This is a genomic window from Solibacillus sp. CAU 1738, from assembly GCF_039888725.1.
Classification (GTDB): Bacteria; Bacillota; Bacilli; order Bacillales_A; family Planococcaceae; genus Metasolibacillus.
The window spans coordinates 95,553-115,635 of record NZ_JBDQQN010000007.1 but is presented as its reverse complement, the minus strand read 5'-3'; the positions used below and the strand labels follow the sequence as shown (position 1 = coordinate 115,635).

21 protein-coding genes are annotated in these 20,083 nt (G+C 32.6%); 17 read left to right on the top strand and 4 right to left on the bottom strand.

Annotated features, from left to right (window positions below; all coding sequences use genetic code 11):
• The first annotated feature begins 26 nt into the window (after window positions 1-26).
• The 5 genes from AAFN87_RS17350 (at window position 27) to AAFN87_RS17330 (ending at window position 4,494) form a co-directional block, all read left to right on the top strand.
• Window positions 27-686, top strand: a complete 660-nt coding sequence (locus AAFN87_RS17350; RefSeq protein WP_347792368.1) for an HAD family hydrolase — start codon at window positions 27-29, stop codon at window positions 684-686.
• Window positions 687-742: 56 nt separating this feature from the next.
• The gene (locus tag AAFN87_RS17345; RefSeq protein WP_347792325.1) at window positions 743-1,573 is read left to right on the top strand and encodes a GNAT family N-acetyltransferase; all 831 of its coding nucleotides are present in this window, start codon (window positions 743-745) and stop codon (window positions 1,571-1,573) included.
• Between the two features lie 220 nt (window positions 1,574-1,793).
• Window positions 1,794-2,444: a hypothetical protein gene (locus tag AAFN87_RS17340; RefSeq protein WP_347792324.1), complete on the top strand. Its 651-nt coding sequence runs from the start codon at window positions 1,794-1,796 to the stop codon at window positions 2,442-2,444.
• Window positions 2,445-3,319: 875 nt separating this feature from the next.
• The gene (locus AAFN87_RS17335) at window positions 3,320-3,799 is read left to right on the top strand and encodes an RNA polymerase sigma factor (protein ID WP_347792323.1); all 480 of its coding nucleotides are present in this window, start codon (window positions 3,320-3,322) and stop codon (window positions 3,797-3,799) included.
• Between the two features lie 2 nt (window positions 3,800-3,801).
• A complete protein-coding gene (locus tag AAFN87_RS17330) occupies window positions 3,802-4,494 on the top strand; it encodes a zf-HC2 domain-containing protein (RefSeq protein ID WP_347792322.1) in 693 nt (230 codons plus the stop codon).
• A 178-nt stretch (window positions 4,495-4,672) separates the two neighbouring features.
• Here the strand turns inward: AAFN87_RS17330 and fabZ are convergent, their stop codons facing one another.
• The 3 genes from fabZ to AAFN87_RS17315 all read right to left on the bottom strand — a co-directional run bounded on the left by fabZ (window position 4,673) and on the right by AAFN87_RS17315 (window position 6,522).
• On the bottom strand, window positions 4,673-5,110 hold the full coding sequence (gene fabZ / locus AAFN87_RS17325; protein WP_347792321.1) for a 3-hydroxyacyl-ACP dehydratase FabZ: 438 nt from the start codon (window positions 5,108-5,110) through the stop codon (window positions 4,673-4,675).
• A gap of 270 nt (window positions 5,111-5,380) precedes the next feature.
• Window positions 5,381-5,647, bottom strand: a complete 267-nt coding sequence (locus AAFN87_RS17320) for a hypothetical protein (protein ID WP_347792320.1) — start codon at window positions 5,645-5,647, stop codon at window positions 5,381-5,383.
• The gene (locus AAFN87_RS17315; protein WP_347792319.1) at window positions 5,644-6,522 is read right to left on the bottom strand and encodes a helix-turn-helix transcriptional regulator; all 879 of its coding nucleotides are present in this window, start codon (window positions 6,520-6,522) and stop codon (window positions 5,644-5,646) included. The genes AAFN87_RS17320 and AAFN87_RS17315 overlap by 4 nt, the downstream gene beginning before the upstream one ends.
• Window positions 6,523-6,898: 376 nt before the next feature.
• Here AAFN87_RS17315 and AAFN87_RS17310 point away from each other — a divergent pair, with 376 nt between their 5' ends.
• The 8 genes from AAFN87_RS17310 (at window position 6,899) to AAFN87_RS17275 (ending at window position 13,993) form a co-directional block, all read left to right on the top strand.
• Entirely contained in the window at window positions 6,899-7,450 is a 552-nt protein-coding gene (locus AAFN87_RS17310) for a sigma-70 family RNA polymerase sigma factor (protein ID WP_347792318.1), read from the top strand.
• A gap of 10 nt (window positions 7,451-7,460) precedes the next feature.
• Window positions 7,461-8,471, top strand: coding sequence for a DUF4179 domain-containing protein (locus AAFN87_RS17305; protein WP_347792317.1), 1,011 nt, complete (start codon window positions 7,461-7,463; stop codon window positions 8,469-8,471).
• A gap of 347 nt (window positions 8,472-8,818) precedes the next feature.
• Window positions 8,819-9,769, top strand: coding sequence for a tyrosine recombinase XerC (locus tag AAFN87_RS17300; protein ID WP_347792316.1), 951 nt, complete (start codon window positions 8,819-8,821; stop codon window positions 9,767-9,769).
• Window positions 9,770-9,906: 137 nt separating this feature from the next.
• On the top strand, window positions 9,907-10,062 hold the full coding sequence (locus AAFN87_RS17295; RefSeq protein WP_347792315.1) for a transcriptional regulator: 156 nt from the start codon (window positions 9,907-9,909) through the stop codon (window positions 10,060-10,062).
• Between the two features lie 2 nt (window positions 10,063-10,064).
• Complete coding sequence (locus AAFN87_RS17290) at window positions 10,065-10,232, top strand: transcriptional regulator (protein WP_347792314.1); 168 nt, start codon at window positions 10,065-10,067, stop codon at window positions 10,230-10,232.
• A gap of 216 nt (window positions 10,233-10,448) precedes the next feature.
• On the top strand, window positions 10,449-11,213 hold the full coding sequence (locus AAFN87_RS17285) for a hypothetical protein (RefSeq protein ID WP_347792313.1): 765 nt from the start codon (window positions 10,449-10,451) through the stop codon (window positions 11,211-11,213).
• On the top strand, window positions 11,191-11,982 hold the full coding sequence (locus AAFN87_RS17280; RefSeq protein ID WP_347792312.1) for a methyl-accepting chemotaxis protein: 792 nt from the start codon (window positions 11,191-11,193) through the stop codon (window positions 11,980-11,982). The genes AAFN87_RS17285 and AAFN87_RS17280 overlap by 23 nt, the downstream gene beginning before the upstream one ends.
• 325 nt (window positions 11,983-12,307) lie before the next feature.
• On the top strand, window positions 12,308-13,993 hold the full coding sequence (locus tag AAFN87_RS17275; RefSeq protein WP_347792311.1) for a sensor domain-containing protein: 1,686 nt from the start codon (window positions 12,308-12,310) through the stop codon (window positions 13,991-13,993).
• 40 nt (window positions 13,994-14,033) lie between these two features.
• Here AAFN87_RS17275 and AAFN87_RS17270 read toward each other — a convergent pair whose 3' ends face one another.
• Entirely contained in the window at window positions 14,034-15,407 is a 1,374-nt protein-coding gene (locus tag AAFN87_RS17270) for a nucleoside-diphosphate sugar epimerase (protein ID WP_347792310.1), read from the bottom strand.
• A gap of 452 nt (window positions 15,408-15,859) precedes the next feature.
• On the opposite strand from AAFN87_RS17270, the gene AAFN87_RS17265 reads away from it, so the two are divergent.
• From AAFN87_RS17265 to AAFN87_RS17250, 4 genes are all read left to right on the top strand, one after another.
• Window positions 15,860-16,309: a nucleoside deaminase gene (locus AAFN87_RS17265; RefSeq protein WP_347792309.1), complete on the top strand. Its 450-nt coding sequence runs from the start codon at window positions 15,860-15,862 to the stop codon at window positions 16,307-16,309.
• A 218-nt stretch (window positions 16,310-16,527) separates the two neighbouring features.
• Window positions 16,528-17,472 carry a hypothetical protein gene (locus AAFN87_RS17260; protein WP_347792308.1) on the top strand — a complete coding sequence of 315 codons (945 nt, stop codon included), beginning with the start codon at window positions 16,528-16,530 and terminating at the stop codon, window positions 17,470-17,472.
• Between the two features lie 311 nt (window positions 17,473-17,783).
• Window positions 17,784-18,305 carry an RNA polymerase sigma factor gene (locus AAFN87_RS17255; protein ID WP_347792307.1) on the top strand — a complete coding sequence of 174 codons (522 nt, stop codon included), beginning with the start codon at window positions 17,784-17,786 and terminating at the stop codon, window positions 18,303-18,305.
• Entirely contained in the window at window positions 18,292-19,725 is a 1,434-nt protein-coding gene (locus AAFN87_RS17250; protein WP_347792306.1) for a hypothetical protein, read from the top strand. Before AAFN87_RS17255 ends, AAFN87_RS17250 begins: the two co-directional genes overlap by 14 nt.
• Window positions 19,726-20,083: the final 358 nt, after the last annotated feature.

Genomic DNA, 20,083 nt, shown 5'->3' with positions numbered 1-20,083 from the left:
AAAGGCTGTGAAGTACTTTGAAAGCAATGCTGTTTGATTTAGATGATACGTTACTTGATAGAGATAAAGCAGTAGAAAAAATGTTTTTACTTATTTTAGATAAGTGTTATGAAGACCTTGAACTTACAATGAAAAATGAAATGTTGCAGCAATTTAAAGAGTTTGATAAAAGCAGTTATGGCCATAATGATAAATCAAAAGTTTTGGAAGCATTTTTCGAGAAATTCCCACCAATATATAGATTGCCAAGCAACTCTATTCAAGATTTTTGGAATGAACATTTTCCCCATTGTTTCTCTATTAACCAAAACACTATTAATATTGTAAATACAATTAAGAATCAAGTTAAAGTGGCCATAATAACAAACGGCTCAACGCAGAGACAAAAAGATAAAATAAATAACACAAATTTAAATAGTTGTTTTGATACAATAATTATTTCTGAAGAAGTGGGATATAGTAAACCTGACAGACGCATATTTGAATTAGCATTAAAAAAGCTCAATGTACAACCAGAGGACGCATTATTCATTGGAGATGACATAGAAAAAGATATTGCTGGTTGTCAAAATGCTAATATGAAGGGCATATGGTTCAATCCTCATATGATCAAGAATTCTACCGAAATAAAACCGTATGCCGAAATCAATTCTTTAGATAGATTATTAAGTTATATACCACAATAATATATTCAGAGGTTCTTTTACTTAACCATATTTTTAAATGAATGGAGCATTCGACAATGATATCTGAATTAACTAAGAATGAGTTTTATATATGTAAACGTTTATTAAGTCATCAAGGGCAATTAGAAGTAAAAGCTGTAGTTGAAGGAATTAATCCTGGCCGTGTTTTTGTGGATGATACTACATCTCCTAAATCTGCACTTGTATGGTTAGGCAATAATGATGGATTTATTTTTATTGGAGATGAAGAAAATGAAGTATTTAATAACCAAATGAATAGTTTTATTGATACCGTTATCAAACCCGAAGCTAAGAAAGTCGGACTAAATTGGTTTGAAGCAATAGGTAATCACCCCAAATGGAATAAGATTATAGAAAAGATGTTTGAACATCGTAAAGTAGGCAGCTGGAACCAGAGAGTCTATACACTGCAAAAAGAGATCTATAACGCTAGAAATGAGCCAGTCCTTGAACAGGGATATGCTGTAATAAAGATTAGTAGCACTCTCTACGAAAATAATAACAACGAAATTCATAATATTAAATTTTTACACTCTAAAATTTTAGAGTATTGGTCTTCGCCTGATAAGTTCTTTAATCAAGGAACTGGTTATTGTATTGTTCACAACAACCATATTATTAGTATATGCTTTTCGGGTTTTGTTGTTGGAAATATACATTGTGTAGATATTGAAACGTTAGAGTCTTATCGAGGGAAAAAAACAGCTCAAAAAGTTGCCCATCATTTTGTCAAAGATTGTTTAGAAAATGATATCGTTCCATATTGGGATTGTATGGAATCGAATAAGCCCTCTATTGCAATTGCAGAAAGTTTAGGTTTTAACAATACATTCAACTATATTGGGTATGAATTTTCATTAGATTAAAATTGTGTAGCTTTATAGCAGAATTACGGGCAGTAATACCCCTTGAAGATTAACTTTATAATAAAGATTTATAATTTGTAATAGGGTCCCTTTAGATTTATGAGGTTTTACAACGTTAAGAAGTAATGTCACTAAACGAGAGTTTGATAACTGGTTTGCTATGATAAAATTTTATTGGAAAATTTAGTGAGACAATACAAAGTTTAGAGGTGTAGATTAGGTGAAAAGAATTATAGTATGCTTAAGTTTTATGTTTATTCTTGTTGCTTGCTCAAATAAGAATGAGGACAACTCTACAAATAGTGACAAAATAGAGGAAGTAAACGCCTCAACACAGCTTCTGGAAGACAAAACTACTCAAATCAACAATCTAGAAAAGCAGAAAGAGGAACTTCAAGCTGCATTGCATAATATTCAAATTGATTTTAACTATAAGAAAGAGGAAGCAGATTATTATAAACAATTGATTGATGACCTTATTAAAGGTTATAGTAACGCTCAATTAAAAGATTTAGCAATAAAGTTATGGGATTATAAATTGCTAATTAACGGAGTAACTGTTCCAACAAACGGTAAAGTTGAAATACAAGAAAACGCAATTGAGATTTCTTTGACACAAAGGCAATCAGAATATCCTATTTTACCATATGAAATTTTTATACAAGGAAAAATAAGTGGAGATTATATGGAGCATTTAAAAGTGAACTCTAATCCTGCTGAAACATATGTCACTGATGGCACCGTTGTTACTGGAATACATCATAAATTTGTAGATGTAGAAAAAGGTTCAACTATTTCATTTACTATTACTGAAGAATTAAAAAAACGATTAGGATTAGAAACCACTCAAATTATTATTTTTAACAAATAAATCACTATTGTCGCATAAACGTTATTGGAATTCTCTGTCTTTTCCTAAGCCAACTATGTGTATTATTGCATTAATAATAGGTGCAGCATACATCGGTTGGGAGAATATGAAGAATTCAGAATTCACGATAAAAAAACAGCAATCTAATAAATAATTTTTTAAATACATATTTTTTACAACACTATAAGGAATCTCGTCCGATTTATGCGGATCTACAAGGTTAAGCAAAAAAATGTACCCAAACGACGCTTTTGGGTGCATTTTTTATTCAACTAAAAATAGGTGGCTTCATCCCTGTTTGACGCTCTAAATCTTGTAAATAAGCGGTTAACTCCTCTAACCTTCTTCCCTATGATTAACTTTCACACTGTTTTTATCTGGCATCTTCTTATCCAAGAACATTTGAACCTGACTTTCACCTTTTGCGATATCAAGTCAACAACTAGATTCATAAATTATCTACTCCTTAGGTAATGGATTAACCGCTGTTGATAAAGTGATTTGGGTTTCAAGAACTTGGATTAGAATGTATAGGTGCAGTTGTTTTTGTTGAAAATAAAGGTTCGAGTCAGTTATTAATAAGATTAGGTTATACAAAGGAAGGTACGCTAAAAAAGTATATGTATCCAAATGATAAACCATATGATACGGATGTTTATTCACTGTTAAAGAGAAACAGGTTTAGTTATTTTTTAACATTCTAATAATGATATAAATCTAAAGGCAGACTTTATCGCAGATTAACGGGATGTAAGACCTCCACTTCAAGAAGTTGAGAGAAACAAAAATTTCTAAGTATATAATGATAATTTTTTTTGTGATTTTTGTAACGAAATTTACTTTACTTAGTCTTAATTATGAAAGGAGGTAGAAATGTGAAAGAGTTTGAGAGTATATACAATCAATATTTCCGAGATGTATACTCGTTTGTATTATCGATAAGTCGTAACGAAAAGATTGCCGAAGAAATTACGCAAGAAACATTTTTTAAGGCTTTAAAAAGTATTGATAATTTCAAAGGCAATTGCAAAATCAATGTATGGCTTTGTCAAATAGCCAAAAACACATATTTTACTTATCTCGATAAACAAAAGCGATATGAAACAGACGAAATACCAGAAGAAATAAGCGAGAATAGTATTGAATCAATAATAGTAAATAAAGAAGATACCTTTCGTTTGCACAAGGTCTTACATTCCTTAGAAGAGCCATATAAAGAAGTTTTTACATTAAGAGTATTTGGAGAGCTTTCCTTTAAGGAAATAAGTGAGCTTTTTGAGAAAACAGAAAGTTGGGCAAGAGTCACATTTCACCGAGCTAAAGGTAAAATTCAAGATTTGTTGAGGGAGGAATAGGAATGAGTAAAGTGTCATGTGAAATAATTAGAGATATGCTTCCATTGTATTACGACAGTGTATGTAGTGATGAAAGCAAAAGAATGGTGGAAGAACATCTTGCAAAGTGTAATAACTGCAAAATGGAATTAGAAAAAATTCAAGATGAAATCCATATTCCAGAAAAAAATATTATTGAAAATAAGAAGAGTAGCAATGCCATAAAAAATATATCTATTTCGTGGAATAGATTACGCTTAAAGTCCCTTATTAAAGGTGGAATAATAAGTGCACTATTGATAACATCAATTATTTTAGGTTATGTCGGCTTATTTAAGTGGGAAATGAATAGTGTTGCAACAGATGTAGCGGAAATTAGCGAGATAAGTGAAATGGAAGATGGAAAAATTGTATATTATCTCGAAATAAACGATGGATATAGATTAGATAGAATTAAAACCCATGTGGACAATGAAGGGAATTTATATATTACTCCACTACGTCCAATAATAAAGAAAGAAGCACAACCTCCGTATGCATTCGAAAAAGGGTATGATTTTATAGATATTAAGGAACTAGAATTAATTAGCGGCAAGAAGATAAAAACAGTTTATTTTGGTACAAAAAAGGATAAAATTTTAATTTGGGAATATGGAATGGAATTGCCAAAAGCAAGCGAAGAAGTAGAGAAATACCTTGAATTTCGAGGGCTTTAGTGAAACAGGATTTGTAAATTATTATTAATAAATGTTGCCAAATCTACCCCTAATAAAATTCGATAACATAGAAAATAGTTTGATAAAAATCACCTCATGAGATATCAATCTCTTAAGAGGTGATTTTTTGTCTAAGAGTAAATTCTATAGAAAATAGGGTGAAAATATTAATAAATCTTTATGCTTCTTTCTCGTTGTAAAGAGCGAATGTAACTTCTGCTTCACAAGCGACTTCGCCATCTACTGTAGCAACAGCATTAGCTTTTGCAATTAATCCACGAACTCTAGTTATTTCTACTTCTAAACGTAATTGATCGCCAGGGTGGACTTGTTTCTTGAACCGACACCGGTCAATACCAGCAAACAAGCCAAGCTTTCCTCGATTTTCTTCTTTCATTAACATAATAACTGCACTTACTTGTGCCAACGCTTCAACTATAAGAACGCCTGGCATTACTGGATAATTTGGAAAGTGACCATTAAAGAACTCTTCATTAGCTGTAACATTTTTAATTCCGACTGCACGTTTTCCTTCCTCTACTTCAAGAATACGATCAACTAATAAAAAAGGGTAGCGGTGTGGAATAATTTCTTTAATTTGTTGAGTATTGAACATAACTATCTCTCCTTTATACCTATACTTTAGGCATATAATCTTCATAATTAGTATCTGGTGCTTATACTAAATTATAAAAGCTAGTACCAAAATAGTAAAGAGGGCAAAAAAAGCAGTCAAAAATAAAAATTACACCTATTAGTGAAAACTCATATTCCACAAATTGGTGTAGTTATATAGGTTATTAAGAATTTAGCTATAGTAACTAAAAAATATGCCTGCTCGATAGACACTTGAGCAGGCTTTTCAATTTTTTACTATGATGAAAAATTAAGCTGCCATCGCAAAATGTGTGAAAATCTCTTTGACTATGTTGTTGACCGCCATTTTGTTTTTCAAATTTAAGTGCATAATTTTTTCACTTAGTTCTGTGTCTGTTTCGAATATAGCTTTATTATGCAGATAGATTTCGTAGGCTTTTGGATGATTAGTTTTGATTTTCTCCATTTTAGATTCAATTTTGTGTTCCTTTGTTCCATAGCCTAACGATGTATAGATGTTGATAACGATATCAAACAGTAAATCAAGTAACATCATAAATCATCAAACCCTAAATTCACTGGCTCTAATGGCAATTCACCAGCAGAGCCTATTATGTTAGTAGATGGTATTGAATCATCCACTTCTTCAAATGCAACCCCGTCAATCCATACTTCACCTGAGCCTACAAGTAAAATTCCAAAATGAATGGCTGCACTTTCTTCAGATACATCTAAAACAATTGAATAATAATTCCAGTCTGTCGTCCCATGGATAGAACGATCGTCCATATTATCAAACTGCAGCAAATCTCCGTTTCTAGTATCAATACGGCACCAAGCCCCACATTTCATTGCATCTTTTGTTTTTATGAAGCATGACATTTTCATCCGCTTACCAACCCAGTTTTTAGCAGAGAACACTTGCATCATCGTACCAAATTGTCCTTCCTCAGCAGGACGTTTAGAGCTAAGATAACCTGATTTTGAGCCTGTATGGAATACTTCGTGGTCTGCCTTCATTGTATAAACAGATGGATTTGTCCCAGTTAATAGCCAACCTTTTACCTCATTTGTCGTTGTCATTTCCTTTTCCTCCTTTATGTGTAAAGAACGCATAACATGGCGATATTTACCGGGTGGCATGTTGTATAGCTCTTTAAATGCGCGTGTAAAGGCTTCTTGCGATTGAAATTGACATTCGAGCGAAATGTCAAGAATTGTGTAATCGGAGTGAAGCAATAAAAAGGCAGAAACGGCAAGACGCCTTTTTCGAATATATTCGCCAATCGTTAAACCAGTTTCTTTTTTAAATTGACGCGTTAAATAAAATTTTGAATATCCTATTTTTTGTGCGTAATGATCCAACTGCCACGTTGTTAATAATTTTTCTTCTAATGTATCTACGATTTGCTGAACGATTTGACTATACATAACTGCTCACCTCAAGACTAAGTATACGGGGGAAATAAGAAAAGTTTTTGATAATTATTGCACTAATGTAATTATAAGGGTTAATTAGGGGGATTAAAATACGGTGAAGTTTATGATTAAATCGAATGTCAAACATAAATGCTTTTGAAGTAGGGGTTTATGAATCATTCTAAAATATGTAGCGCTAGTTCCGAAATATATTTAGAATTGAAGAAGTATTTATAGGAGCTATATAGCTGATAAAAAGAGTACTTAATCAAATGGATTAAGTACTCGATGGATATTTAAAAAACAGATAATTATTTTCAGATTTTGATAGAAAATATCCGATTGAAAACGTAATAAGAGTATAGGGCCCTTATTTTGGAGGTAGTAAATGAAAATTACAGAAGAAAATGTAGCGGAACAATTGCTAGTAAAAAATGAAAAAGCACTCTTTTTTATAGTTGATGAATATGGAAGTATCATCAAGTCGATTATTAAGAAATACTTAGGAAATTTAGAAATCATTCAAGATGAATGCTTGGATGACGTACTCCTTTTAGTATGGCAAAACATTGCTTCTTACGACAAAAATAAAAATTCATTAAAAAACTGGATTGCCGCTATTACAAAGTACAAGTCGATTGATTATCAAAGGCAATATAAAAAATTTCTTCATCAACAAGAAATAGAAGAACATATGTTGGTAGATTTTAATAATGCCGAGACAAAAATAATGGAAAATACACTGAGCAGTGAAACCGAGCAGCTCCTTTCTTCTTTGAAAAAAGAAGATCAATTATTATTTTTACAACATTATGGCGAGCAAAAAAGTATAGAGGAACTGGCGAAAGAGCATGGTGTCCATAGGTCGGTACTTTATAATCGATTATCACGTGGTCGTAAGAAATTGCGTACAGCATTTCGCAATCGATTTAATAATTAGGGGGATGTATATGAAGGATATATTGAAAGAATTGAATAATGAAAAAATCGATTTTGACCAATTTGAAAAACAGTCCTTAACGGATATAGAAAAGAAGGTTATTAAAAAACGTATTAAAAAGAAATTAAACGGTCGTCGTTCAATGCCCGTGAAAATTATCTCACTCGTTGCCTCAATTGCACTTGTTTCGATTATTGCTGTTAACTCTAATTTTGCCTTAGCGAATATCTCGATTATTGGCGAAAAACTAGAGGCTTTTGTTTATTCAAAAGCAGGCACACTGACTGATTATAAAACGATTGTGGGCGAGTCTGTTGAAGATAACGGTGTAAAAGTAACGTTAAATGAAATCATTTTAGATGAAGGACAACTTCTTATTAGCAGTACATTTCATACAAATTTTAAGGGCGATGATTTAGCTTATAATTGGTTTACGGATATTGATGTATATATTGACGGTCAAAAAATAGAAATGGGTGGTGGCGGTGGTCCACGAGAAATAACAGAGTCTTACATTAATTATTTTTGGGCAGCTGATATTGGGGATATTGATTTAAAAAATGAAAAAGCGATTCGCATCGTATTTAATGATTTAGAAAGAAGCGATTCCGAAAAAATAATGAAAGGTAAATGGAAATTTAAATTTAAAGCTTCTGGAGAAAACCTAATCGCAAGTACAAATCGAATTCCAATTAATCATAGCTTTACTTTAGAAAATGGTCAAAATATTGTAGTAGAGGAATTAATTTTAACACCGATTACTTCAAAATTAGTCTATAAAATGACGAATATTTCAGAGGATTTATTCTTTAAAATTGAGGATGAATACGGAGAAGAAATACAAGAGATAGGTGGACGATACTCCGGCTTAGAAAACTATAATCGCTTTGCGGCAATAGAAGGTGGTAAGATAAAAATTATTCCAATTAGTTATAAGGAACATAAGCAAGAATATATTCATGCTGATGAAATATTCGAACTAGACTTAGATGAAATGATCAAAGAACTAGAAGGAAAGTAACTGTTATTAATTGAATGGAAAAACTTAACTTTAGTAGTCTGCTAGTGGACTTGCTGTATGAAACTATAACCATAGCGAAACCCGAACAATAATCAATCATAAAAACAATTTTAAACAAAACAGCATGGCTAAATCCATGCTGTTTTTCTATTCTCAAAATCACTCTCAGAAGAAGTGAGATGGGTAAGTATACGCAAAACAAAATTTCACTGCTTTAAAATGCGATTTCAAGAAACAGGAACACTAGTTCTATTTATAGCTGTTTTCAGCCTAATATTCTAATAAAGTTCCCAAATACATATTTGGGAACTTTATTTATGGTATAATTAGCTCTGAGGTGAATAGTTTTGAAAACGAAACAACCGAAAATATTAAAAGACTTCCTAATATACTTAACAACGATTACAGGTAAATCACAGCGTACAAGAAAAGAATATGAATATGATCTCGTTTTATTTTTTCGATTTTTAAAAGCAGTGGAAGATGATATCCCGACTTCACAAATACATACGATTGATATATCAGAAATTACAATTGACTGGATTAAGCAATTAACGCTTGAAGATTTATATTTATTTATGGAATATTGCGAAATACAACGACAAAATTCCGCTGCTGCTAGAGCAAGGAAAGTAGCAACATTAAAATCCTTTTTTAAATATTTAAAAGGGAAGCGCCGTTTAATAGAAGAAAATCCAGCAGATGAACTCGAAACACCGAAAATCGGAAAACGAGCGCCTGTTTATTTAAATTTACAAGAAGCACAAACGTTTATTGAGGCAACGAAGCTTCAGCAGTACTCTGCACGTGATTATTGCATAATAATGTTTTTCTTAAATTTAGGCATTCGTGTTTCAGAGCTATGTTCATTAAATATGCATTCTGTACAAGGTAGGAATGTAACAGTGATTGGGAAAGGTGATAAAGAGCGAATCGTTTATATGAATGATGGCTGTTTGGATGCACTAAACCGCTATTTACCACAACGTCATCTTTATAAAGGAGATGGGGTTGAGCCCCTTTTTGTTTCACAAAAAGGAACCCGTTTTGCAAGGCAATCAATAGCAAAGATTGTAAAGCAGCTAAATACTTCTACATTAAACAGAGAGAAACTAACACCACATAAGCTACGACATACTTCCGCCACTTTAATGTATAAAGCTGGTGCGGATATACGAAGTTTACAACATATTTTAGGACATTCTAGTGTTGCGACAACACAAATATACACGCATATTGAAGATGAGCAAATTCAAGAAGTAATGAAAAGTAATCCTTTCAATAATATTATTATGTAAACTAAAACCGCACCCATATTAGGTTGCGGTTTTTTGTATGAATTTTTCAGATTATTTATTGACAACTCATTGCATCTGTACTATATTAAGTACATAAATAAACAGCTGTTATAGTACAAAGCGAGAGGATGAAATAAATGTCAATGTATAGAGAAGGCTATGAATGTTATTTAGAGAAATGTGAGCTGTTTGGATTAGAACCGGTGAATTTCCGTTACTATGTTATTCAATTATCGCCAGAGCAATTAACTGCTTTTAATGAACAAGCTCGATCAAAAAAGGGGCTTAATTAAATATGGCAGATTATCGAACAGGGTATGAATATTACAAAGAAGCATGTCAAAAACTTGCGATAGATCCAGTAAATTTCTATTATTTTGTTTTGAATTTATCACAAGAACAGCTCGATGCCTATAATAAGAGTGCCGAGCAGAAACGAGGCGCCGATGACTATGCCAGTTAATAGTAATAATAGATCGTAAACCTTATGGAAAATAACAGTCCGTAAGGTTTATTTTTCTTTTATAACCATGAAGTAGTATATACCCATTTACATAAATTTCTCTTTTAAGTAACATATAGCATGGCACAATTATATTACTAGTTATTCATTACATTGGTATGGTATTTATAGCACTTCTTGTTCGTTTCAAAAATACATTGAAAGGTCGTTTTATTATTGATTACAACACAAAAAGATTCTAAAATCATGCCCTTATTTTACTTAACAGGTTTAGTTGTACTTTTATCTATTAGTATACATATATTACATCGTGTATTTGGCTTTTTAGATGATTATGTAGTATTACTTGGAGTACTTAATTTAAGTGGTGGCTTAACAATCATCTTAAATTTGATGTTTGTCACACCGATTATTTTATTCATAATAGCCGCTGTATTGTTAAAAATTGATCGTGAACATAAACTTTTACCGTTGTTTTTAACATTAACCCTTACAACCGCAAGTATTAGTATTATCGCAGGTGGAGATGGATTAACTGAATACCATTTCTCCATTTTTATGGTCATCGCAATAATCGCTAGTTTCCAACAAGTAAAAATGATTATTGTTAGTACCGTTATATTTGCGATTCACCATTTCGTAGGTTTTTTCTTCTTCCCTGAACTTCTCTGTGGAACACCGACTTATCGTTTCTCATTACTATTATTGCATGCTGTGTTTTTAATAATGACAGCTATTGCTACTGGTATAATTATTTACAATACTCGGGTTACTGAGCTTCGTTTGACTAAAGAAAGAGAAGCAGCTGAAGAACAGTTAAAGCAATTATTTAAGGAAATCTCAAATGAAGGCAATGAATTAAAATCACTCTCAACTTTATTACAGGATGCGTCTGATGATACAACAGCATCTAGTTTAAATATTGCAAACTCTTTAACGCAACTTAATATAAATTACTGTGGAAGAAGCACAAGCGCTTGAAGAAGGTATCCAGCAAAACAGTGAAAATATGAAGCTATTTACAGTTATTCATGGAAGCACAGATAATGTACTGCTTAAATCTCATCATGGTATACAAGAGGCGTTAATAGGTAAAGAAACAATACAAGAAGTAACAAATCAAATGAAAATCATTACAACAACAGTTACATCTGTCAAATCATTAACTGAATCACTTGCTAGTCAATCTACGCAAATAGCCAATCTATTAACGGTTATCCATTCCATATCTGAACAAACAAAGTTATTGGCATTAAATGCATCGATTGAAGCTGCGCGAGCAGGTGAACATGGAAAAGGATTTTCTGTTGTGGCAACTGAAATTCGCCATTTAGCAATGAATACACAAGGTGCAGTATCTGAAATCGACACGGTAATGGAAGATATTCAACAGAGAATTGATCATATAGCCGGTAAAATGCAAGACAGCGTACATGAGATCGATAAAGGACATGAATCTATTGAGAGAAGTGAAGTGGCTTTTGAAAAGATTTTTACGACTATTTCCGAACTAGAACAAGAAATAACGGACATTTCACTTGCCACAACAGATTTGATTACACATACAGAGAGCGTTGTCGCATTGTTTAATCAAATTGCGAAAACAAATGAGTTGAATGTCGACCAAATCGGTATTATTTCTAATACTTCCCACGAACAGTATCGTTCAGTAGAAGACTTAAATGGTGCAATCACATCACTGAACAACATCAGTTCACATATGTACGACTTAATCGAAAAAGTTAAATAAAAAATAGGGGCTATCCAGAGAGTTGCGATTTCTGGATAGCCTTTTTCCAATGCATACTAAATATCCACTAAATATTATTGCTGCTGTGGTTGTTACATCAGTTGCCATCTTCGTCGCAAAGGTTTCGGTTCAAAATTGCTTTTCATAATAACCCTTTTTTGATGCAATTATGTAATAATAAACTCGATAAATCGACATAAATAGCGAAATGTATTGTAATAAAAGTAATACAAGCATTATAATTGTAATAATAGAATTCAAAACCAAATAACTTTTCTCATACAATTTGTTTTTATCGAGTGAATCGAAGGAGATTATTATGCATATGAATAATTCTACAGATTTAACATTTGAAGAATTGAAAGATATTAAAGCTGCGCTTGATAAATCAGCAATCGTAGCTGTCACTGACGCAAAAGGTACCATTACAAATGCGAATGACTGCTTCTGTGATATTTCTAAATACTCTAAAGAAGAGCTAATTGGCCAAAATCATAGACTGTTAAACTCTGGAGTTCATCCAAAGTCGTTCTTTAAAGAAATGTGGCGTGTAATTGGTAGTGGCCAAACTTGGTATGGTGAAATTTGTAACCGTGCTAAAGATGATTCACTATACTGGGTACAGACTACGATTGTGCCTTTTATTAACGCGAATGGCAGACCATATCAATATATTTCAATACGCACAGATATTACAGCACAAAAAAACTTGAAAGAAATTACATATATTGCCTATCATGATGATTTGACAGGCTTACCAAATCGCCGGAGCTTAATAAAACGGCTGGAAAATGAAATCGAACAATCACAACATACACAATCAAAATTTGCTTTATTTTTCATTGACGTCAATCGTTTTAAAAGTATTAATGATGGATTAGGACATAAAGTAGGGGATTTGTTTTTAAAAGAACTTGCTAGTCGTTTTGTGAGTATTGATGATCAAGTTGATTCCTTTTATCGATTAAATGGGGACGAATTTGTATATTTATTAAAGGATGTATCACTTACTCATAAAATCGCAGGGAAAATTGCCAATGTTCTAAAAGAAAGCTTTACTTTTTACGAATATGAGTTTTATGCGAGTATAAGTATGGGTATTAGCATGTATCCTGAACATGGTAAGACTGTAACGAAATTATTGAGATGTTCCGATATTGCCATGTATGCTGCAAAAAGTAAGCGGGGAAACAGCTATGAAATATATGAAGAAAATATGAAAGGTACTGATGACCGCACATTACTATTAGAAACAAAATTGCATACCGCATTACGCAATAATCTGTTCGAATTGCATTATCAACCGAAAATGAATATCCAACAAAATGTGATGACAGGTATGGAGGCATTAATTCGTTGGTATGATGATGATTTAGGCTATATGTTACCTGATAAGTTTATTCCATTTGCGGAACAGTGTGGCCTTATTTCGGACATTGGTGAGTGGGTACTGCGCCAGGCATTATGTCAAATGAAACAATGGAACGAAACATACAATACTGAATTACGTGTAGCCGTAAATATTTCGCCAACTCATATTTCAGAAATAGACTTTATCCAAAGATTAAAACAAATTATTAATGAAACTACAATCAATCCCAAATTTTTAGAAATCGAAATTACTGAAATGACGATGATGGACTATACAGATGACTTGATAAAAAAAATCATGGAAATGAAGGAAATGGGCATTACCATTTCTATTGATGATTTTGGTACAGGGTATTCATCATTAAACTATTTACGTCAGTTCCCAATTGATACACTAAAAATTGATAGAACTTTTATTCGAAATATTACGCTTAGCAAATCGGATGAAGCGATGGTAGCTGCTATTATAAAGCTTGCTCATGCACTTAATTTAAGTGTAATAGCAGAGGGTGTAGAACAATTAGAAGAATTACAACTTTTAAAACAACATAATTGTGAATCTGTCCAAGGGTATTTTTATAGTAAACCTTTAAATGTAGAAGATTTCACGAAAAAAATGGAAAGTCTTTACGCCAGTTAATAAAAACAACGCCCAAGAGCCACAAATCTTGGGCGTTTACTTATTCTATAAACATATTTTGTAGTAAAGCTAATTCCTTTTCATCTATCGTCTCACCGTATTGCTCGAGAAGCTGTAAATCTACTTTAATTGTATCTTTAAAATCGATATATAGCTGCACAGTTAAATTACGAATGACAAGTGGGACCGGTTTTTGATGATTAAAACGTTTCATATACTTATATAGAAAATCCTCAGATAACTCACAGCTTTTATTGTCACCTAGCGCATCAAAATCGATAAATTTTATGTGTGACATAATAAAATCTTCGGATAAATATGAATTATAGCGACAAATCGTTGCCCAGTTTAATTCATTTCGATATCGATGTAACCAATGCGGCTCTAAAATAGCACAGAGTAGTGTTAATTGCTGCTCTGAATATGTGTGAATTAACAGGTCCATTTCTTTAATTGAAGGCTTTTTAAATCCTTCTTGATCGTAAATTTGACAGGCGAGAGAAGGGATTCCTTTTATTAAATGTTCGCTTCCTGCCCATTTGTATGGACCGATATCATACTCGAAAAACTGTAAATACACTTCCTCTTCCAATTCCTCAGGATCCAAATAGTTAATCTCGTAATGTTTATAGTAATCTTCATCCTCTATAAATGCCTCTACATCAGATGCAAACTCCGGATTTATGGCCTGCTTGTCGGCCTTTATGCGTTCTATTAAGTAACGTTTAAAGGAAGAAGAAAGACGATTTAAAACAGGATAATTATATTGTAATAATGGAGATACTTCATCTAGATGATGAATCAAATATTTTTCTGAAAGAAATGGATTAGCTAAGCAAATATAGTGAAAGTTTATAAACGGTAAATATGTCTCTAAATCGGCTGGATGCATTTTTGCAGCATGATATCGCCACGTGATATATTTTTTAATAAATGTTTTCGTTAATGACGGGTGTTTCTCTATTATTTGTTCAACATTGCTAGTTTTCAGCTGGACAATACTATCATCTATCATTTCAGGATAGAAATTAGTTGGAAAGTTCAATAGTTTAAATTCCTTTGCGACATTGTACCGCTTTTGACGACTTTTATGCGTAGGGAAGCTATATGAGCCTACTGAACCGCGTTCCTCAAGTAAAATATATGCTAGTTCTTGTTTTTGATCACGTGTTAAACCGATATTTTTCGGGAATTTCACTGATGCAAAGTACGATATATGCTCCATATCATAGAAAAACTTATAATCGCCTTCTGGTGTATATTCAGCTTTAGTCGTATTTTGGCACCAGTATAGCAAAGCACCGTAAATCGGCTCGTAGTTTGAAAAAGTTATATTTGCAATGGAAAAGATGTTGTGGGACATCGATTCATCATAAACAACTTTTATAAATTCAATGTGTTTTATTTTCAGCATTTCTGACCCTCCCAACTTATTATATACTGCAAGTCGCTGATGAATAGTGAAAAGTGTCCGATTTTTTCCAATAAATTCGTGAAATTAGGTTTAAATCTTTCAAAAAATTTTATTTGACTTATCTTTTTATTATTATTCTCGATGAGTAGAGTAGTCGTAGGTGCTTGTTATAGGCAATCTTCTATGGCTTGTTTTACAGATTCATCGAAGAAATGTACACCGGAAATATTCAACAGATAATTGAGTGCGAATGTTTTGTATTTCTGAATTAATACTAGAAAAGCAAATTTAATAATTAGTAGGTACTCCTTAAATAGGTATACACACTAATCATTTCAACAAGCAGATAATTATCTCCAACCTAAAGAAATAATCGATAACAATATTAATCAAAAGACAATGGCATCTATTTCCGTTAAGATAAAAATATAGAATTGTAGGAGGACATATAGATGAATCAATTTATGGAAAGAGCTATACAACTAGCCGTGCAAAATGTACAGGAAGGTGGACAACCGTTTGGTGCAGTGCTTGTAAACAATGAAGAAGTAATTGCTGAAGGTGTCAATGAATTACACAAAATACATGATGTAAGCGGTCATGCGGAGCTACTTGCTATTCGTCGTGCCCAACAACAGTTACAAACTGGTAATCTATCAGGCTTTACGATGTATGCAAGTGGTGAACCATGTGCAATGTGTTTAACAGCAATGTATTTTGCAGGCATTGAGCAAGTATTCTATTGTCAATCTGTAGAAGATGCTACCCAAGTAGGCCTTGATAAATCTAAGTTCATTTACAATGAGCTAAAAAAAGAGAAGCATGAGCGTGCAATGGTAATAAAACAAATGCCATTACATAGTAATCAAGACAACCCTATGGAGTTTTGGGGTAATAAATAATTTGTATTGATTAACAGAGCTGTCCCGTAAGTAGGACAGCTCTTTATTTACGTAAACTTTTGAGCTATCAGTGCAGAAAATAGCAAAAGAGGTATTGGTAAACCAAACCCCACTTTACGTTAAAATTACCCTATAATTGAATCATAATATCGGATATTAACGTATAACAATAAAGAGCAGTTGATACATAAAGACAAATCAGGGGGGATTTAATTAATATGGATTGGAAAACCTTACAAATTCAATCTGAGTACGTCAATCGGCAAATTAATGAATTAGAAAAATTAAAAGAAAAAAAGAAGGCAATTGAAAAACAATTAAAAATTGTGCAAATTGATATTTCTAAATACGAAACGGATATTCAGCAACTTAAATTACAATTAGACAAAACAGAGAAACACTCATTTATTACTTCCATACGCAGTTTATTTGGTAAGAGCGATGTTCAAGAACAGGAAAAACTAGCTGCAATTAAAGAATTCAAGTTGAATGAAAGTTATGCTGTAGCCGAGGAGTATTCACACCAACTAAAAGAGTTGCAACTGCGTATAGATTCACTGGACGAAATAACGTTACAAAACACTTTAGAAAAAAACGTTTTAGATAAAAAGGAATGGCTACGTGTAAATAATAAGGATCGAATTGCCGAGATAGAGCAGATTGATATAAAAAAACAATTATGCCAACGATTAATAACAGAAATAGATGATACGATCGAAGCGGGAAAAAAAGCATATCAAGTTCTATTAACCGCATTAGAAGATATGAAAAAAGCGAAGGACTACTCAGATTGGGACCTATTTTGGGGCGGTGGAATCAAAGCAACGAAAATGAAATACGACAAACTAAAAGATACTTCATACTTTATTCATCATGCTCAAATGGCGCTTCAAAACTTTAAAAATGAGCTACTCGATGTTGAAGAACTTAAACTACATGACGTAGAAATTAATATTAATGGATTTGTAAAATTTTTTAATTTTTTCACTGATGACATATTTAGTGCTTGGAAAGTGCATGAAGAAATTGATTATGTCTTTATAAAACTACAGCGAGTCATTGATGATATTTCTGAAACGATAAATAAGCTAAAGGATAAGCGATATACTGCTACAAGAGAGCTACAAAAAATTGAAAAACAACTGAATCAACTATTGGCATAATTTAAATATGACTTGTTTACCATCAGAAAAATGCGGTTTAACTCTAAACAAGGATGTGTCTAGTACATCTGAATATAGAGAAAATATCTATTAGTTTAACAAAGTATTAAACATTCAATCTCAAAAGCTAATCCCTTAACTATCAAGGGTTTGGCTTTTTTAACATTGGGCTAAGCGCTATAACTTGACGACGAAAACCTACTTACACTTTAAATTTTTAATAAAATAATTAAATTTTTGTCACAAAACAGTACTTTAAACTGTTATAAGGGTACAGTTGACTGATTACTAATTAATAAAGAGGTGAGCTTTTGGATAAAAAAATTATTGAAATGGGAGAAGAGGAGCTGGAAGAAACAATCAATCTTTATGGTGAAAAACTACTTCGCTATGCAACAACGATATTATGTGATTATCATGAAGCAGAAAATATTGTACAAGAAGTTTTTCTTTCAGCCTATAAAAAATGGGATACTTTTGATGGTGATAATCTCTCTGCATGGTTGTACAAAATTACATATAATCGCTGTTTAAATCAACTGAAAAAGCGTAAGATCTTATTTTTTTATGAACTTCGTAGTGAAGTAGTTATTCCAGAGGAAGATACAGGTTTGAGTGATGAGACGCTTCGTGCTTTACAGAAACTTAAACCGAAAGAGCGTGCCTTATTATATGGGCGGATAATGGAGGATCGAAGTTACGAAGAACTATCAATGCTTACAGGAAGTTCCACAGCTGCTTTACGGAAGCAATATCAAAGGGCTAAAGATAAATTCGTTAAATATCTAAACTTTGAATATTGTAGAAAGGAGTCTAATTATGAGCAAATTTGATAAGGACGAAAAAACTATCTATGATACGCTTTCACAAATCAATGTTGATTCAAGTAAACTTGTAGAACAGGTTAAAAGCAAATTACATGAGGAAAGTGCGACTATCCCTGCTAGGCAAAACAGACGATGGGCATGGTCAACGGTTGCGACTATTGTATTGTCGGTGGGGATAGTTGCAAGTGCAACAGCTGCTGCTATAGGAAATTTCGATTGGTTCATAGAGAGATTTAATCCTTCTTTTGGTGAGATTATTGAGCCAGTTGAAGTTTATAGTGAGGATCAAGGAATCCGCATGGAGGTAATCGGTGCACAGAAATATAATAATAAAGCAATTGTTTACTTATCTCTTCAGGATATAACAGGTCAAAACAGGCTTACAGAACAGACTAGCTTCAAAGACGGGTTCAATGTAAAAATGAATTCAAATGAAGCAGTTAATGGAGAAGAGGAGCTTATTTCAGCCGGCTTTTTATTAAGCCAAAAAATCCTTTATTTTAATGAAGATACGAATACCATTTATTATGAGTTTGATATTACAAGTGATCCGAATTCTCCATTAGCAGATCCATTGGAGCTTAGCAGTTTCCTTATTTATTTTGACGTAAAAAACTATATAGACGAACCTATTTCTGTCGACTTTACAGGAACTGAAGATGTTGAAACAATACCAATTGAAAATGAACAAATCTGGGGAGGAAGCAACTGGCCTGAAGATTTAAGTTCAATATCAGAGGCGTTAATGCCAAGTCATTATGCTAATATGCCCCATGGTGAAAAAGATCAGTGGGTTTCAAATATAGGTATAATAGAAGGAAAACTACATGTGCAACTAGGGAAAATTTTCGACAAAGAGTTTGGTCCTAGTGATGCAATGCTTTCTTTAAAAGGTCCAGAAGGTAATTTAATTGAACATGATTATAGTTTCGTATTTTACAGAGATAAGGAAAATAACTTACTTGATCAGAAAAATGACGATTATGCTGATGCAGTTTATAAATACGAAGAATATGTATTTTCTGTAGAAGAAGAGAATATTAGTAACTATGATCTGCTTTATAATGGTGCCGTTACTTCTGGCGTTGAAGGCAACTGGAAGGTAGCAGCAAATATAAGTGATTCAGAACAAAATATTCGCACTTGGAAAAATGACATTTTAGTTGAAGGGCAACTCTTTGAATATATAACAATTAGTCCTCTAGGATTACAAGTAATTGGTACCTATAAAGAAGAAAATAACATGGTCAGTGATATGTTAGTAGAAGTTGAAACTGTAAATAGTATTATCCAGTTAGAAGGTGAAGGGGGAAGTCAAAACCCAAATAAACATACTTTCAATTCAAGTTGGGGTACGAAAGAACCTCTGGATGTTAACGATGTTACAGCTATCATTGTAAATGGCACACGAATACCGATTAAATAATAAGGTGACTAAGAATATAATTTCACACATTAGTTAAACAATAAATCCATTTTATTAAACAGGAAACCCTTGATCCAGTCCGAGATTGAGGGTTTTTTTATTGTAATTCCCTTAACGTTATATTTTCGCATTTTCCTAGCGCTACCTTTGTTAGAAAACCAATAAAAGCTGTTTGTAATTCATTTACACAAAATGGGAGAGTTTGTTTTGAAATAATGATATGGTGTAGTGAAGAGAAAATGAAAAAGGAGGGACCAGGCGCAGCCTACAGATGCACGCCCAGCCTTCAATACATTCAACAATATATTGTCATTTGCTCAATAGATAAACAACGTAATTTACTAATTTTATTTTATAG

Bases quoted from the DNA above. Each gene is read 5' to 3' on its own strand.
- AAFN87_RS17350 (WP_347792368.1), top strand. From the start codon at position 27: ATGCTGTTTGATTTAGATGATACGTTACTTGATAGAGATAAAGCAGTA.
- AAFN87_RS17310 (WP_347792318.1), top strand. From the start codon at position 6,899: ATGAAAATTACAGAAGAAAATGTAGCGGAACAATTGCTAGTAAAAAAT.
- AAFN87_RS17265 (WP_347792309.1), top strand. From the start codon at position 15,860: ATGAATCAATTTATGGAAAGAGCTATACAACTAGCCGTGCAAAATGTA.
- AAFN87_RS17260 (WP_347792308.1), top strand. From the start codon at position 16,528: ATGGATTGGAAAACCTTACAAATTCAATCTGAGTACGTCAATCGGCAA.
- AAFN87_RS17290 (WP_347792314.1), top strand. From the start codon at position 10,065: ATGGCAGATTATCGAACAGGGTATGAATATTACAAAGAAGCATGTCAA.
- AAFN87_RS17305 (WP_347792317.1), top strand. From the start codon at position 7,461: ATGAAGGATATATTGAAAGAATTGAATAATGAAAAAATCGATTTTGAC.
- AAFN87_RS17345 (WP_347792325.1), top strand. From the start codon at position 743: ATGATATCTGAATTAACTAAGAATGAGTTTTATATATGTAAACGTTTA.
- AAFN87_RS17295 (WP_347792315.1), top strand. From the start codon at position 9,907: ATGTCAATGTATAGAGAAGGCTATGAATGTTATTTAGAGAAATGTGAG.
- AAFN87_RS17275 (WP_347792311.1), top strand. From the start codon at position 12,308: ATGAATAATTCTACAGATTTAACATTTGAAGAATTGAAAGATATTAAA.
- fabZ (WP_347792321.1), bottom strand. From the start codon at position 5,110: ATGTTCAATACTCAACAAATTAAAGAAATTATTCCACACCGCTACCCT.
- AAFN87_RS17270 (WP_347792310.1), bottom strand. From the start codon at position 15,407: ATGCTGAAAATAAAACACATTGAATTTATAAAAGTTGTTTATGATGAA.
- AAFN87_RS17315 (WP_347792319.1), bottom strand. From the start codon at position 6,522: ATGTATAGTCAAATCGTTCAGCAAATCGTAGATACATTAGAAGAAAAA.
- AAFN87_RS17250 (WP_347792306.1), top strand. From the start codon at position 18,292: ATGAGCAAATTTGATAAGGACGAAAAAACTATCTATGATACGCTTTCA.
- AAFN87_RS17320 (WP_347792320.1), bottom strand. From the start codon at position 5,647: ATGATGTTACTTGATTTACTGTTTGATATCGTTATCAACATCTATACA.
- AAFN87_RS17330 (WP_347792322.1), top strand. From the start codon at position 3,802: ATGAGTAAAGTGTCATGTGAAATAATTAGAGATATGCTTCCATTGTAT.